This window comes from Novosphingobium sp., assembly GCF_025351285.1.
In the GTDB taxonomy this organism is placed as follows: Bacteria; Pseudomonadota; Alphaproteobacteria; order Sphingomonadales; family Sphingomonadaceae; genus Novosphingobium.
The window spans coordinates 1-14,608 of record NZ_JANXWG010000019.1; the positions used below are offsets into that span (position 1 = coordinate 1).

9 protein-coding genes and 3 pseudogenes are annotated in these 14,608 nt (G+C 61.5%); 7 read left to right on the forward strand and 5 right to left on the reverse strand.

Annotation, left to right across the window (positions count from 1 at the left end):
* A pseudogene (locus Q0R16_RS02385) lies at positions 1-123 on the forward strand (IS630 family transposase); the annotation flags it as partial.
* 15 nt (positions 124-138) lie between these two features.
* Here Q0R16_RS02385 and Q0R16_RS02390 read toward each other — a convergent pair.
* From Q0R16_RS02390 to katG, 3 genes and pseudogenes are all read right to left on the reverse strand, one after another.
* Positions 139-687, reverse strand: a pseudogene (locus Q0R16_RS02390) (efflux RND transporter permease subunit); the annotation flags it as partial.
* 7 nt (positions 688-694) lie between these two features.
* Positions 695-1,948 (reverse strand): annotated as a pseudogene (locus tag Q0R16_RS19520) (efflux RND transporter periplasmic adaptor subunit).
* Positions 1,949-2,359: 411 nt separating this feature from the next.
* Positions 2,360-4,636 (reverse strand): catalase/peroxidase HPI, encoded by a 2,277-nt coding sequence (gene katG / locus Q0R16_RS02405; protein WP_295631434.1) that lies wholly within the window; start codon positions 4,634-4,636, stop codon positions 2,360-2,362.
* Between the two features lie 1,023 nt (positions 4,637-5,659).
* Here katG and Q0R16_RS02410 point away from each other — a divergent pair.
* Genes Q0R16_RS02410 through Q0R16_RS02425 form a run of 4 tightly spaced genes read left to right on the forward strand, consistent with a single transcriptional unit; the run spans position 5,660 to position 12,137 of the window.
* Positions 5,660-6,838, forward strand: coding sequence for an efflux RND transporter periplasmic adaptor subunit (locus tag Q0R16_RS02410; RefSeq protein ID WP_295631436.1), 1,179 nt, complete (start codon positions 5,660-5,662; stop codon positions 6,836-6,838).
* 7 nt (positions 6,839-6,845) lie between these two features.
* On the forward strand, positions 6,846-10,016 hold the full coding sequence (locus tag Q0R16_RS02415) for a CusA/CzcA family heavy metal efflux RND transporter (protein ID WP_295631438.1): 3,171 nt from the start codon (positions 6,846-6,848) through the stop codon (positions 10,014-10,016).
* The gene (locus Q0R16_RS02420) at positions 10,013-11,455 is read left to right on the forward strand and encodes an efflux transporter outer membrane subunit (RefSeq protein WP_295631440.1); all 1,443 of its coding nucleotides are present in this window, start codon (positions 10,013-10,015) and stop codon (positions 11,453-11,455) included. Before Q0R16_RS02415 ends, Q0R16_RS02420 begins: the two co-directional genes overlap by 4 nt.
* A gap of 4 nt (positions 11,456-11,459) precedes the next feature.
* Entirely contained in the window at positions 11,460-12,137 is a 678-nt protein-coding gene (locus Q0R16_RS02425; RefSeq protein WP_295631442.1) for a hypothetical protein, read from the forward strand.
* A gap of 84 nt (positions 12,138-12,221) precedes the next feature.
* Here the strand turns inward: Q0R16_RS02425 and Q0R16_RS02430 are convergent, their stop codons facing one another.
* Positions 12,222-12,407 carry a Flp family type IVb pilin gene (locus tag Q0R16_RS02430; protein ID WP_295631444.1) on the reverse strand — a complete coding sequence of 62 codons (186 nt, stop codon included), beginning with the start codon at positions 12,405-12,407 and terminating at the stop codon, positions 12,222-12,224.
* A gap of 286 nt (positions 12,408-12,693) precedes the next feature.
* Between Q0R16_RS02430 and Q0R16_RS02435 the strand changes: the two genes are divergently transcribed.
* Positions 12,694-13,944 carry a hypothetical protein gene (locus Q0R16_RS02435; RefSeq protein WP_295631446.1) on the forward strand — a complete coding sequence of 417 codons (1,251 nt, stop codon included), beginning with the start codon at positions 12,694-12,696 and terminating at the stop codon, positions 13,942-13,944.
* A 74-nt stretch (positions 13,945-14,018) separates the two neighbouring features.
* Positions 14,019-14,327: a hypothetical protein gene (locus Q0R16_RS02440; RefSeq protein WP_295631448.1), complete on the forward strand. Its 309-nt coding sequence runs from the start codon at positions 14,019-14,021 to the stop codon at positions 14,325-14,327.
* A 179-nt stretch (positions 14,328-14,506) separates the two neighbouring features.
* Here the strand turns inward: Q0R16_RS02440 and Q0R16_RS19525 are convergent.
* A partial coding sequence (locus Q0R16_RS19525; protein WP_366857042.1) for an IS3 family transposase occupies positions 14,507-14,608 on the reverse strand: 102 nt, incomplete at its 5' end.

Below are 14,608 nucleotides of genomic sequence, written 5' to 3' on the forward strand. Positions count from 1 at the left end.
AACCGCGTCTTCACATCCTACGACAACATCATCGACCACTGCTGCGAAGCCTGGAACAAGCTCATCGATCAGCCTTGGCACATCATGACCATCGGCCGCCGCAAATGGGCGCGTGGGTCATGATCAGTGCAGGTTGGTATAACTGCGCAGCTTGCCGCCCCAGCCGTTCACGTCGATCACGCCGGCAATGCGTTTCAGGCGGCGCTGGAGCACCCAGTCCTGCAAGGTCTTGAGGTCCATCACCGAATAGCCGGTTGGCGCGCTCAGCCGGTAGCGGTAGATTTCGCCGACCGGGCTGGTCGGCGAAATCAACGGCTGCGCGCCTCCGGGAAGCTGCTGGAGCTGTGCAAGCCGGCCGCGAACAAGCGCTTCGGCTTCGGAAAACGTCACCCCGTAGTCGAACTGGACCCGCACATCCGACAGCCCGAACAATGAGATCGAGCGGATCGCCTTGAGATGCGGCAACCCTGTTACCGCGATCTCGATCGGGGTGGTGATGTTGCGTTCCATCTCCTCGGACGAGATGCCGTTGCTCCGCGTGATGACCTCGACCAGCGGCGGCACCGGATCGGGATAGGCCTCGATGTTGAGGTTGGCGTAGCCGATCACGCCCGCCAGAATCGTGACCACCAGCAAGACCAGCACCAGCATTCGCTGGCGTAGCGCGAGTTCAATCAGCCGGTTCACGCCCGCCTCATTGCCCGAGGCCGGCCTCGTTAACGAACAATGCGCCCGAGACAACGACTCGCTCGCCGGAATTCAGGCCTCGCACAACGCGGGTCAGTCCGCCCTCGGTGTCGCCTGTCTGCACCATGCGAGCATGGAGCAGACCGTCGCGGCCATAGACCCACAGCCGCGCGGCTTCGCCCTCGTGGATGATTGCCTCGGCCGGCACGAGCGCCCCGGCCTCGCCGCCCAGCATTCGGCGGATCGTAAAGCTTGCGAACATCTGCGGCTTGAGCAGGCCTTCAGCATCTGCAACCGTCGCCCTGACAGGCAACCGATGTGTGTTGGGATCGAGCGCAGCGCTGATGTTGTCGATCCGCGCGCTGAATGTCCGTCCCGGCACCGAAGGCGTCGTCACGACGACGCCGTCGCCCAGGCGCACGTTGGCCGCTTCGCTTTCCGGCAACTGCGCTACAAGCCAGACGCGCGATAGATCGGTGATCGTCATCAGCGCGTTGCTGCCGCCAGCGCTGAGGAACTGGCCGGGCGATACGCTGCGATCGGCAACGACACCTGTAACCGGTGACCGGTAGACCGTCGCGGCCTGGCCACCAAGGGCGAGCGATGTGGATTGGAGCGCGCGGATTTCGCCGGCAGACTTGCCGAACAGACCCAACCGGTCCTGCGCCGATCGCAAGGCCTATTGAGCGCTGCGTGAGTTGGCTTGCGCGGTCACGAGGTCGGCCTGCGCCTGGAGGTCGTCCTTGAGCGCCCCGCCTGCGGTTTCATGAATGGCTTTCATCCGGGCAGCATTTTGCTGCGCGATACGGACAGACTGACCCGTCGATGTCACCTGCGCGGCAGCGGTAAGAAGGGCATTGCGCGCGTCGCCCAGTTCAGGAGAAGCAACCGCAAGCAACGGCGTTCCTTTTGTGACACGCTGGTCTGCTTCGACAAACACGTGCACAACTTGGCCGGAAAATGGCAGGAGTATCGGCGTACTATGGTCCGCATCCACCGCGATCGCCCCACTGGCTCGAACCAAGGTGGCATTGGCTCCAAATCTTACCGGGGCAAACTTCAACTGTGACAACTGCTCATGCGTCAGACGCAGGGTGTCTGGCGGCAGGATTTCGGCTCGCTGCGAATGCGGGGCAAGCAACCAACGCCCACCTGCGATGATAAGTACAACGAATATTGCAGCCGCCGCGATCAAGCCAAGCAACCGCAGTTGCTGGTTACCCGGCAGGCTTTTCCCAGTCGTCAATCGAGTGGTCGGCACCTCGTCGTCGGTCAATACGAAGACCCGATTACGACGATGCTGAGAAAGGAATGGGAACCGCTGATCATGTGACCAGCCGCCTAGACCGCGGCGCTTACGCGCGCCTTTCAATTCCAGGCCGTAACCTCATAACTGGCCTTGAGGTTTGTGTATCAGCGGGATTCGAGCTCTCCATTGCGAAGGAGGCTTGATGGCGCGGCGGCGAATCTGGCCATATCGGCAATGGCAGCAGTCGACCCGATTTTAGCCATTTCGCGATCAATGCGTGAACGGCCGATTTTACCGAATCCCGCTGCTCGCCCCTGGTGCTCGGGCATCTCCGTCGATTCTCTGCATCTGATGTGATGGGCACGCACGCGAGGAGCCCCTGGCAGCACGGCGCAGCGCCCGTGCCGCCAGGAGCAGCCTGCTTCAATATCGATCCGCGCTCATAACCTTGGTCCAGGCCGCGGCAAAATCATCGACGAATTTGCTCTGGCCGTCGCGCATTGCATAGGCTTCGGCCACCGCACGCAGTTCTGATGTGTAGCCGAACGACAAGTCTACCGTACTCGCGGTCCACACCCGCTGCCCGGTCACGCGGTTCGATCCGACATACATTGCGCCTGTGGAGTCGGCCTTGCTCCACACGGTGTTCATGTCGAGCAGATTGATGAAGAAGTCGTTGGTCAACTGGTGTGGACGCGTGGTCAGCACGCCAGCCTGCGATCCGCCTTCGTTGGCATCGAGTACGCGCATCCCGCCCACAAGCACGGTCATTTCCGAGGCCGTAAGTCCCAGCGCACCGGCTTTGTCGACCAGCGCTTCGGGTGGGGTCAGCCGCTGGCCGGGCTCGTAGTAGTTGCGAAAGCCATCGGCCTTGGGTTCGAGATAGCCAAAGCTCTTCACATCGGTCTGCTCCTGCTTCGCATCGGTGCGCCCCGGAGTGAACGGCAGCCTGATCGGCGTGCCTGCGTCAGCAGCAGCCTTTTCAATGCCGACATTGCCTCCAAGCACGATCAGATCGGCCAGCGAGACCGGCCGTTCGCGGTGGCTTTTGTTGAACCCCGCCTGGATCGCCTGATAGCGTGCCAGTACCGGTGCCAGATCCTGCGGATCGTTGACAGGCCAGTCCTTTTGCGGCGCCAGCGCCAGCCGCGCGCCGTTGGCTCCGCCGCGCCAGTCGGTATTGCGGAACGTTGCCGCCGCCGCCCAGGCAGTGCGCACCATTTGCGGCACGCTCAGCCCCGATAACTTGAGTTCATCGCGCAAGCCCTGAACATCTCCGTCCGAAATACGCTTGGTACTCTCGCGGGGAACCGGATCTTGCCAGATGAAGTCCTGCGGGGGCACTTCGCTGCCAAGATAGCGGGACTTCGGGCCCAGATCGCGGTGCGTAAGCTTGAACCATGTCACCGCAAATTCGTCGCGGAACTGATCGGGGTGCGTGCGATAACGCTCGATTGTAGAGAGGTACGCGGGGTCCATCTTGAGCGCCACGTCGGTGGTCAACATCATCGGCGCATGCCGCAGCTTGGGATCGAACGCATCGGGCACCAGCTTCGCAGCTTTGGGATCGGACGGCTTCCACTGCACCCCACCGCCAGGGCTTGGAGTCTTGACCCAGTTATACTTCAGCAGACCTTCGTTGTAATTGTTGCTGAAACGTGTCGGGGTCTGCACCCACGCGCCCTCGAGTGGCGACGTGATCGCATCTTTGCCTACACCCGTGCCGCACGAACTCTGGTAACCGATGCCCTGCTGCTCGATTGGCGCGCCTGCAGGCTCCTTGCCCTGACACGCTGCCTGATTGTGCGCGCTGTGCGCTTTGCCGATGGTGTGGCCGCCCGCGATCAGCACTGCGGTTTCCTGGTCATCCATTCCCATGTTACCGAAGGTCTGGCGGATATCGTCGACTGCGTGCGCGGGATCGTGATCGCCCAGATGGCCTTCGGGATTGACGTAGATCAACCCTTGCGTGCTTGCGGCAAGCGGCTCGATCAGCTTCCCATCCTTGTCATACCGCGCAACGGTCAGCATCTTGCGCTCCGGACCCCAAAAGACGCGCTCCGCGGTCCAGGCGTCCGGGCGGCCACCGCCGAAACCAATGATCTTGAAGCCCATCTGTCCAAGTGCGACGTTGCCCGTCAGCACCATCAGATCGCCCCACGATAACGCGCGACCATACTTCTGCTTGAGCGGCCACAACAGCCGCCGCGCTTTGTCGAGGTTGGCGTTATCGGGCCAGCTCGACAATGGCTCAAAGCGCTGCTGCGCGCCGTCTTCACCGCCACGGCCATCGGCGGCGCGATACGTGCCCGCCGCATGCCAGGCCATGCGCACGAAAAACGGTGCATACGTGCCATAATCGGCTGGCCACCATGGCTGCGAAACGGTCAACATCTGCGCGATATCAGCCTTGACCGCTTTCAGATCGAGTGCGCTGAACGCCTTGGCGTAATCGAAATCGCGGTAGGGGTTCGAGTTCTGCTCGTTTGCGCGCAGCGGTTCGAGATCGAGACGCTGCGGCCACCACTCCTGATTGGTTTGGCCAGTAACGCGATCCTCTGCGTTCGTCGGTGCGGGTGCCAGCGGATTGACCACAGGGCCAGGCGGCGGCGCCGGCTGCTGAGCCAGCGCGGGCGCAGCAAATGCGAGGCACGCGGCCGGGATCAGGCTTGAGCGATAGGGGTACAGGTTGCTATTCATGGTCATTCGCCCCGTTGTTGCAATTGCATTCGGCAATTGCCCAGCGGTTAGGCCCGCAGCACTGATCGGCGAAATGGCTTTTACCGCTCACAGAGAGTGGTTTTATCGTTCACCCGGGGCTGATCGCGTAACCTCGCCTACGCGCCCGGTACGCTGACCGGATATTTGCCGAGAGCGGCAAGCCCAAGGGGCTGCCGGGTAATCTCGTCATCCGGTTGCGCAACATGCTCGCGTGACCTCGCCGAGGCAAGCAGTCACGAAGCCAGGATCAAGGTCGATCGGTTCGCCGCATAGGGTGTGCTAGATTTTGTTCCCACTCTGTACACTTTTGTAGCAGGAATTCGGCCAACCAATTTTCCGGCATATCCGGTCGAACCCCGCGGAATCCTTAGCCGAACGGGCGACTGAAGGGAAGGCGGCGGCCTGGCGAGAAATGGGCGTGATCGCGATTTACGGAAGCAAATGGCCATTTGACAGGTGCGAACTGCGACGCGGGCGCAGGTTGCCTTTGGAACAGTTTGCGAACTTGAGCTATGCTTTGCAAATGCACGCAATAAGCCCCGATCTGCCACGCGGCAGTGCGAGGCTCTGTTCGTGCCCGAGAGCTTGCGGCGCTATTTCGAGCGCTACTTGTTGCGGTCCTACGCAGCAGCTTCCTTTGTTTTGGCGGGGAAGTCGATCCGATCCGCGGTTATCTCGCGTCGTACCGGGCCCAACTCACATTATCGGTCAAGCAGGTGCATCGGATTTGGTCGTAGAAAATATGACCGCGAGCAGCGGCTTCCCGGCTGTCAGGCCGACTTGAGATCGCAATCCGCAGGCAATTGCTCGATTGCAATGAAAGGTGCCCGTAAGCGCTACGGTCTAGGCGGTTTTGCGCGCCGAGCGAGCGTTGCTCGGGCAAAGCATCAAGATGAGAATTGGTTAATTGGCTTGACGGACGACGACACCCCGCCAACGCGTTTGGCGAGTGCACCAAGCTTGTTGATCAGCCAGCAGCGGCGGCTGCTTGGTCTCATAGCCATGGCGATTGTTCTGCTGATCGTCGCATACATCGGCCTCGGCTGGTTGCGATCACCGGCGTCGCAGGGATTTGAATCGCTTACGCCAGACACCTTGCGGCTCACGCCCGCGCAGCTGGCGCAATTGAAGATCGAGCCGGTCCGGTTCGGCGCCAATGCGACGCTCGTTCGGGCCAGTGGTTCAATCGCGGTCGATGCCGATCACAGCACGCCGATCCTGCTCCCGTTCTCCGGGCAAGTGGTGCGCGTGTTCGTTGAGCCGGGACAGCGTGTCTCGCAAGGCTCGCCGCTGTTGGCGGTGGCATCGCCCGAACTGGTTGATGCGCGCAACACGCTGCTGACCGCCGCCGCGCAAGTCACCTCGACGGGCGAGGTGGTGCAGACAGCGCGGGCCAATTCGGCACGGATGAAGGCGATCTACGAGACCGCCGGCGGCGCGCTCAAGGACTATCTCCAGGCGCAGGCCGATCTCGTGACCGCGCAAGCCAATTATCGCGCCGCGCAATCGGCGCTGCGATCGGCGCAGGACCGGCTCGGCCTGTTCGGCAAGTCGGCGGGCGAGATCCGCTCGCTACAGTCGTCTTCGGTCGGCCTCGGCGGTCAATCGGCGACTGTCTATCGTTCGCCGGTGTCGGGCGTCGTCGCCGATCGCAGCGTTTCGCCCGGCCAGTTCCTCAGCGCCGGCGGGAATGCCGCGTTGATGACGATCACCGACTTGTCGCGCGTGTGGCTGGTCGCGCAATTGCCCGAAAGCGAAGCGGCCAACGCGCGACTGGGAGACGAGGTGGAGGTGACGACGCCGTCGGTGCCGGGGCGGGCATTCCGCGCGCGGATCGACAACATCAGCGCCGCGCTCGATCCCAATACCCACCGCCTGCCCGTACGCGCGACGGTGGACAATGCCGAAGGCCTGCTCAAACCGCAGATGTTCGCCAGCTTCACGATCCGGCGCGCGCTGGGTGGCGAGCCTGGCGTTCTTGTCCCGGCACAGGCGATCATCCACGAGGGCGAGACCTCACGGGCCTGGGTCCAAAGCCGCGATGGCCTGCTGCACGCGCGCGTGGTGCAGGTCGGCGATACCGAAGGCGGGCTGACGCGCGTGGCAAGGGGGCTGAACCCGGGCGATCGCATCGTGGTGGCGGGTGCGTTGTTCGTCAACGAGGCCGGGATCGACCGGTGAGCTGTTGATGAACCGCCTGATCGAACTTGCCCTGCGCCAGCGGATGCTGGTGCTCACGCTCTTGATCGTGACGATCCTGGCGGGCGTGGCCGGCTATGCCAATCTCAACATCGAGGCCTATCCCGATCCAGTGCCGCCGCTCGTCGAGGTGATCACGCAAAGCAACGGTATCTCGTCCGAGGAGATGGAGCGCAACATCACCACGCCGATCGAGATCGCGGTAATCGGGCTGCCGCACCAGAAGGCGATCCGCTCGATCTCGCTGTTCGGGCTGTCGGACGTGAAGGTCCAGTTCGATTACGGCGTCACCTTTGCCGAGGCAGAGGCACTGGTGCGCGGCCGGCTGGCGCAGTTGCCGCAGCTTCCGGGCGGGGCGCAGCCTCAGATTTCTCCTACTAGCCCAATCGGTGAAATCTACCGCTACCGGTTGACCGCGCCGACAGGCTATTCGGTGATGGACCTCAAGACGCTTCAGGACTGGGTTCTGCAACGCCGGTTGAAGCGCATACCGGGCGTGATCGACGTGAACGGCTGGGGCGGCAAGCTGCGCAGCTACGAAGTCCAGCTCGATCGCGACAAGCTGCTCGCGCACAGTGTCACGGTGCCGCAAGTGCTGTCAGCGATCGGCAAGAGCGATGCCAACGTCGGCGGGCAGACGGTGAACTTCGGCGAGCAGTCGGCGATCGTGCGCGGGATCGGCCTGATTCAGTCGGTCGAGGCGATCCGCAACGTGCTGGTCGGCACGCTCGGCGGAACCCCGGTTCTGTTGCGCGACGTCGGCCAGGTGAAGATCGGCAACCTTCCGCGGCTCGGCATCGCGGGCGAGGGGCGTGACGACGATATCGTCATGGGCATCGTGCTGATGCAGCGCGGCGCGCAATCCTTGCCGACGATCCACGCGGTCGAACAGGAAATCGACACGATCAACGCGGGCGGGGTGCTGCCGCCGGGCGTCAAGCTAGAGCGGATTTATGACCGGTCGGACCTGATCGGCGTTACCACGCACACAGTGATGGAAAACCTGGCGGCGGGCGTGCTGCTGATCTTTGTCCTACAGTGGCTGTTCCTGGGCAATTTCCGCAGCGCGCTGATCGTGGCGATGACAATCCCCTTCGCGCTTTCGGTCGCGATCCTGATTCTGACTTTGCAGGGCGAAAGCGCAAACCTGCTGTCGCTAGGCGCGCTCGATTTCGGACTGGTAGTCGACGCCGCGGTCATCATGGTCGAGGCGATCTTCCGGCGCATGGCTGACCGCAGCCACGCCATCGGTGCCGGCCGCATCTCTGCCAGTCGCGCCACGCGCTTTTCGGCCGTGCTACACGCGTCGAGCGATGTCAGCCGTGGCATCTTTTTCGCGGCGGCGATCATCATCGCCAGCTTCCTGCCGCTGTTCACGCTGACCGGAATCGAGGGGCACATCTTCGGGCCGATGGCCAAGACTTATGCCTATGCGATCTGCGGCGGGCTGGTGGCGGCCTTTACGATCGCGCCAGTGCTTTCGGTGCTGCTGCTGCCCGACCGCCTGCAGGAAGTCGATACCTGGCTGGTCCGCCAGATCCGCCGCCGTTACGAACCGGCGGCTTCGTTCGCGCTGAAAAATTCTGTGCTGACGCTGGGCACGGCTGCCATCGCGCTGGTGGTGACGGTGGGCTCGATCATGGCGCTGGGCGTGGAGTTCCTGCCGCACCTGGAGGAGGGCAACCTCTATATCCGCGCGACCTTGCCGCCTTCGGTCTCGCTCGAGGCTGGCCAGCCCAAGGTCATCGAGATCCGCAACATCATCTCCAGCTACCCCGAGGTCGAGCGCGTAACCTCGCAGCACGGCCGCCCCGACGACGGCACCGACGCGACCGGCTTCTTCAACGCCGAGTTCTACGCACCGCTCAAGCCGGCGAGCGAATGGCCCGCCGGGGTAACCAAGGAATCGCTGACCGCCGATCTGCAGCACCGGCTGCAGGACCGGTTTGCCGGGCTCGACTTCGAGTTCTCGCAATACATCGAAGACAACGTCGAAGAGGCGACCTCGGGCGTGAAGGGGGCGAATTCGGTCAAGATCTTCGGCAACGATCTTGCGGTGATCGAGCGACTTTCGGACCAGATCAAGGCGCAGATGGTCAAGGTCAGGGGGGTGACCGACCTTGGCGTGAACAACTCTCTCGGCCAGCCCACTGTGCGGATCGACGTCGATCGGCTGGCGGCCGGCCGCTACGGGCTGACCACCGACGATATCAACACCACGGTGGCGGCAGCGATCGGTGGGCAGTCGCCGGGCGATCTCTACGAGCCGGGCACCGATCGTCACTTCCCGATTCAGGTCCGGCTCGATCCGTCGCAGCGGGGCGACATCGAGGCGATCAGGCGCATCACGATCGGCGCACCCGCGCCGAACGGCGGCGGCCTGGTGCAGGTTCCGCTGTCCGAAGTCGCGCAAGTGCACCTGACTTCGGGCGCCTCGTTCATCTACCGCGAGCACCAGGAGCGCTATGTCCCGATCAAGTTTAGCGTGCGCGGGCGGGATCTGGGCGGTACGGTCGGTGAGATCAAGCAGCGCATCGCGCGCAACGTGGTGCTGCCGACCGGCTATCATCTCGAATGGGCGGGCGATCTCGACAATCTGACCAACGCGGTCGCTCGGCTCAAGGTGGTGGTCCCGATCAGCTTGCTGCTGATCCTGGTGCTGCTCTATGCCAACTTCGGCTCGATCCGCGATACATTCCTCGCTTTCAGCGTGATCCCGATGGCGCTGGTCGGCGGGGTGCTGGCGCTGTTGCTGACTGGAACGCCGTTCAGCATTTCCGCGGCGATCGGCTTCGTCGCACTGTTCGGGATCGCGACGATGGACGGCATCCTGCTTGTCACCGCGTTCAACCAGCAGATCAACGAGGACCAGCACCGCGACGACGCGATTGCCATCACCATCCGCCATTCAATGCGGCCGGTCGTGCTGACTTGCCTGGCGGCGGCGATCGGGCTGCTGCCGGCGGCCCTTTCGTCGGGGATCGGCAGCCAGGTGCAGAAGCCGCTGGCGCTGGTCGTGGTCGGCGGCATGACGCTGGCGCCGATCCTTATTCTGCTGGTGCTGCCGGTGCTGATCGTGCGCTTCTCGCACCACCGCGGCGCGCATGGCCATGGGATCCGCCGGCATCATGCCGATGGCACGCCGATGGAGCCGGCATGACGCGCCTGCCTACCGCTGCTCTATCGGCGGTGCTGCTGCTTGCAGCCTGCACACCCGGCCCGCGCGATGTGCGCGGCTCTGCACCGCTGCCCCCGGCGCGTGCGTCCGAAACGATCGCCCCTGCATCGGGCCCGGCGCAAGCGATCGAGGCCGGCGCCGAGCCGTTGCCGCGTTGGTGGGAAAGCTTCGGCAGCGCGCGACTGAAAGCGCTGGTCGATGTGGCGCTCGCGCACAATAACGATCTGGCGATGGCCGAGGCGACGCTGCGCCAGGCACGCGAGCAGGCAGCTGCGGTCGCGGGATCGCAAGGCCCGCAAGTCGACGCCAGTCTGCAATCGCAGCGGCTGCGGGTGTCGCAGACGTTCTCCCCGCCGTTGCCTGATCCCAACGCCTACATCTACACGCTCCACACCGCGCAATTGACCGTGTCCTATCCGATCGACATGTTCGGAGCTGGGCGCAGCAAGGTCCGATCGGCGCGTGCAGCGGCCGATGTTGCCGCCGCCCGACTGGTCGCGGCGCGGACCACGATCGTCGCGAACCTGGCGCTGGCGGTTATCCAGCACGCCTCGCTTGAAGCGCAGATCGCGGCGACGCACGACGCGGTTGAAAGCGACCGGCAGCTCGTCACGCTGCTTGAACGGCGCCGGGCGATCGGCGATCTGGGCGAAGCCGATGTGATCGCGCAGAAGGCCGCGCTTGCAGCGATCGAAGCCACGCTACCCGGGCTCGAACGCCAGGCAGAGCACCAGCTCGGGCTGATCGACAGCCTGACCGGGGTGCCGGCCGGCAGTCCGCCTCCCGATCTGCCGCTCATGGCCGATCTTGCGCTGCCCGCCGGCCTGCCGCTCGGGTTGCCGGCGGACATCATCGCGCATCGCCCCGATGTGCGCGCCGCCGAAGCGCAGCTGCGCGGCGCAGCGGCCGACCTGGGCACCGCGATCGCCGCGCGGCTACCCGCACTCCAGTTGACGGGCAACATCGGCGGATCGGCCAACCGCATTGAAGACCTGTTTGCCACCGGCAATCCGTTTTTCGCGGTGATCGGCACGCTGACCCAGCCAATCTTTCACTCCCGCCAGTTGTTGCACCAACAGCGCGCGAGCGCTGCCGCGCTCGATGCGGCCAAGGCACAATACCGTTCCGCCGCGCTTCAGGCGTTTCTCGACGTGGATGATGCATTGGCCGGGCTTAGGACCGATGCCGCTGCGCTCGACGCGGCATCGCGCGCCAACGCCGCTGCAAGTCGATCGTTTAGCCTGACCCGTCGCCAGGTTGAATTGGGCGCCTTGGGTACGACTGCCCTTCTCAATGCATCAGTTGCCGCATCGCAGGCCACCGCCCTTCTTGTCCAGGCCCAAGCGGCGCGGTTGAGCGACAGCGTGGCCTTGTTCCAAGCGACGGGAACAAATTTGGTCATTCAGTCAAAAGAGGATTAAATTCATGTCTGGTCCGATCGGCATCATGTCTCACAAGATCGTCCTCAAGGCGGGATTGTTGTTGATTTCTGCACGGATCGATTTGCAGCCAGTCGAGGCTGTGATCGATCCATCTGCTCCGATTACAACGGCCGATCCCTCAGTAGCAAAAAACCTGAAAGTCGATCCGGCAATGCGAGGGCCGCAGCTGGTGATCAAGAACCGCGTTATTGGCATCGACCGCGACGAAATGCGCATACATCGCGTCGATATAGAACCAACACGGCCTGCGACGGATTTGATCATTGGGTCAGATTTGATGAGTGACATGAGGATCGGCTTCGACTTCAAGCGGTCCAAATTGCGTGTATTTGATCAGGGCGACCGTCACGTTGGCAAGGGCATGCAGATCGCAGCCGTTTCGCAGTCAAAGATCAGTGGTTGTCTGATTGCCGATGCGCGCAATGAGCATGGCGATCCCATCCGGATGGCCATTTTGGGACGACCAGTGAATTTTGATAATTCTGGCCGCCCGCTTGTGAAAGTTTCATTGGGAGGCGTCTCGCTCGACGCATTCGATATTCCGAGCGGATCTAACCCATGCACCGATAGCGATGTTGTCGTCACGTGGGGTAACTTCGCAGATCAGCACGTCATATTTGACGTTGGGCACAATCGGATGTGGCTTTCACCAAATTTATGACAAATTTGAAAGCAACCTGTATGGAAAGGTGGTTATAAATTAGCAGTAACTATAACTATAGTACCTCATAATGTAAATATCTATTTATGCAGACGCCGTATTATTTGCATTATTTTCTGCGTTTGAAACGGTGGAAAAATTATTTGACAATGAGTTTCCGAGTGACCCCATAGCTGTGATTGCAGCAACGGCAATGAGCGCTGCTATGAGCCCATACTCTATTGCGGTTGCACCCTCATTGTTTTTGATTACACGTTGTAAGTTCGACATTTCGATATCCCAATGGATTGATGTACTTGCTCTGTGCCATCGGAGATATCAAAAGATTTACTAAAGTTACGATAATTACGGAGTGTTATAGAATTCTACCTCGCCATCGATTCGTACGTCCGATTTGATACCATCAGTTTCCCGCTCAGGGTTGTTGATGATCGGCCACTTCAGTTGCGGACAGGGTCCATCTGAGAGTTTGGACGTGACGCCCCAGGGTGTTCGACAACGATGATCAACGATGGCGCTGCACCTGCCATTCCCGACATGTTAGACTTGTGTTCGGATGAGCAAATTTTGGGCAGGGCTTGGCTATATCGCGGAGGAAATTATGACGTTGAAGTGGAAAATTTGCGCCGCTCTCATTCCTGCCCTGTTTACAGCAGGCTGCGTCTCGATGCGACCGACGATGACCAATTTTGCGATCGATTACAATCGCGTGGTGGCCGATACACGTAATCGGATGATCTTGCTCAACATTGTCAGGGCAGCGTACCGAGAACCCACTTATTATACGGCGTTCAACCAGATTGAAGGCAGTCTGAACGTGCAAGCGTCAGTCAGCGGAGAGGTCGCCGATTTGTTGGGAGGCACCAACACCGCGTTCAAGCCGACGGTAAACGGCAGCTTCCAGAATGCACCAACGTTCACAATCGTGCCGCTAAACAGCGACGAATTCGCCAAGGGAATGCTCCAGCCCGTCGGCAGCGACACTATCCTGCTGTTCTTGTCGCAGGGGTGGCGCTCCCGAATGCTCGCCCCGTTGGTCGTCCAGAAAGTCGAATGCATCTATCACGACAAGGTCGTCGCGACCTTCGATAATGGGCCAATGCACTATTCCCCGACACTGGGATTTTCAGCGTGGCAGGGCATCGAATTTTCCGCGGAAAAGGCCACTCCCCCTCCCGCCCTCACGTTCAACGTACCTGCCGCGAAGGCACTTGAGTTGATTGCAGGAGGGCTGCTCGACAAATTCGGCGTCGACGAGAAGCAAACAGGCGGAGAAGCAGCGATGATGACTCTGACCCCGCCTGGATCAACCCAACTGGTGGTGACCGTTCCGCAGCCGTTCCGTGACGGTTGCAGCGAGAAACTAACAGCTCGTATCGGTGATGCGAATAGCCACTTGGCAGCCCAATTTTCCGCCAGTGCGGTTGCGGTGGGTAAAATGTCGATTGGGGCGCTAGGCCGCCCTGCCACAGCAGATGACAGCTATGTAAGCGTGACATTCCGCTCACCTGACGAGATTGTTTACTACCTTGGCGAAGTACTCCGGGCCGAGATGGGGCCGACGCCACTTTCGCATGCTATCACGCGCGACGGCGAGAACCTGCTGTTTGACGCCCTTCGCAACGACTCGAGCGACGCTGTGATTTTCATAGAACATCGAGGCTCCAAATGGTCGATTCCGGCCACCGATCCGCGAGTAGAAGATAGATCGCTTGAAGTGATCAGTCTGCTCAACCAATTGATTGCAAGCCAGACGACCTTGAAGGAATTTTCCCGCAGCTCTGCGTCAGTCAGAGTCAGGCCGTAGTCCGTGCTCGCATATGCGCCGATACCTTGGCGCGCCAGTCAGGTAAGCGCGGCGTAAGCTAGGCGTGCCATATCTTGAAAGCGATCCACCTGCGGCAGCACGCCGTTCGCTGGGTCGCAGTTTTCAAAAGGGAACCGGACATGGGTTTTGAAAAGTTGGCCGAAGAAGCTGCTGGCGCGTTCGCAGCAGAAAAAGCTCTGGACGCGGTCGATCCCGACGCAGGATTTTTGGCGAAGGCCGCCGCTGGCATCGCTGGTTTCGAAGGCGGGGGAGCACTGGGCGATCTGATCTCGGGTCATGGCAAGGGCGCTGAGCAGGCTGCAAATGAGCAGGCACCCGAGGACTCGCCGACCAATGATGTGAGTGACGACCAGAACGGATAATCCTGAAGGATAGAGCCAGCCCGGCACCGAATCCCGGTGCCGGGCTGGCTCTACCTTGCACATGATCCCGCCCAGCGTGAAGGTAGCGTCTCGGTATTATTATCGGGTCAGTCGCACCGGCCCGCACACAGGTGACGCAAACTGGACTTGTAACGGTTTCGTGCCGGTCACCTATCTCATTATGCCACCTTGGCCTCGAATGCGAGCGGGCTGATCCCGGCCAGATATGAGTGACGCCGCCGCGTGTTGTAGAACCCGTTGATGTACTGGAAGATCGCTGC

Excerpts from the sequence above, each read along its gene's own strand:
- katG (WP_295631434.1), bottom strand. The coding sequence starts at position 4,636 with ATGAATAGCAACCTGTACCCCTATCGCTCAAGCCTGATCCCGGCCGCG.
- Q0R16_RS02410 (WP_295631436.1), top strand. The coding sequence starts at position 5,660 with ATGGCGATTGTTCTGCTGATCGTCGCATACATCGGCCTCGGCTGGTTG.
- Q0R16_RS02415 (WP_295631438.1), top strand. The coding sequence starts at position 6,846 with ATGAACCGCCTGATCGAACTTGCCCTGCGCCAGCGGATGCTGGTGCTC.
- Q0R16_RS02420 (WP_295631440.1), top strand. The coding sequence starts at position 10,013 with ATGACGCGCCTGCCTACCGCTGCTCTATCGGCGGTGCTGCTGCTTGCA.
- Q0R16_RS02425 (WP_295631442.1), top strand. The coding sequence starts at position 11,460 with ATGTCTGGTCCGATCGGCATCATGTCTCACAAGATCGTCCTCAAGGCG.
- Q0R16_RS02430 (WP_295631444.1), bottom strand. The coding sequence starts at position 12,407 with ATGTCGAACTTACAACGTGTAATCAAAAACAATGAGGGTGCAACCGCA.
- Q0R16_RS02435 (WP_295631446.1), top strand. The coding sequence starts at position 12,694 with ATGAGCAAATTTTGGGCAGGGCTTGGCTATATCGCGGAGGAAATTATG.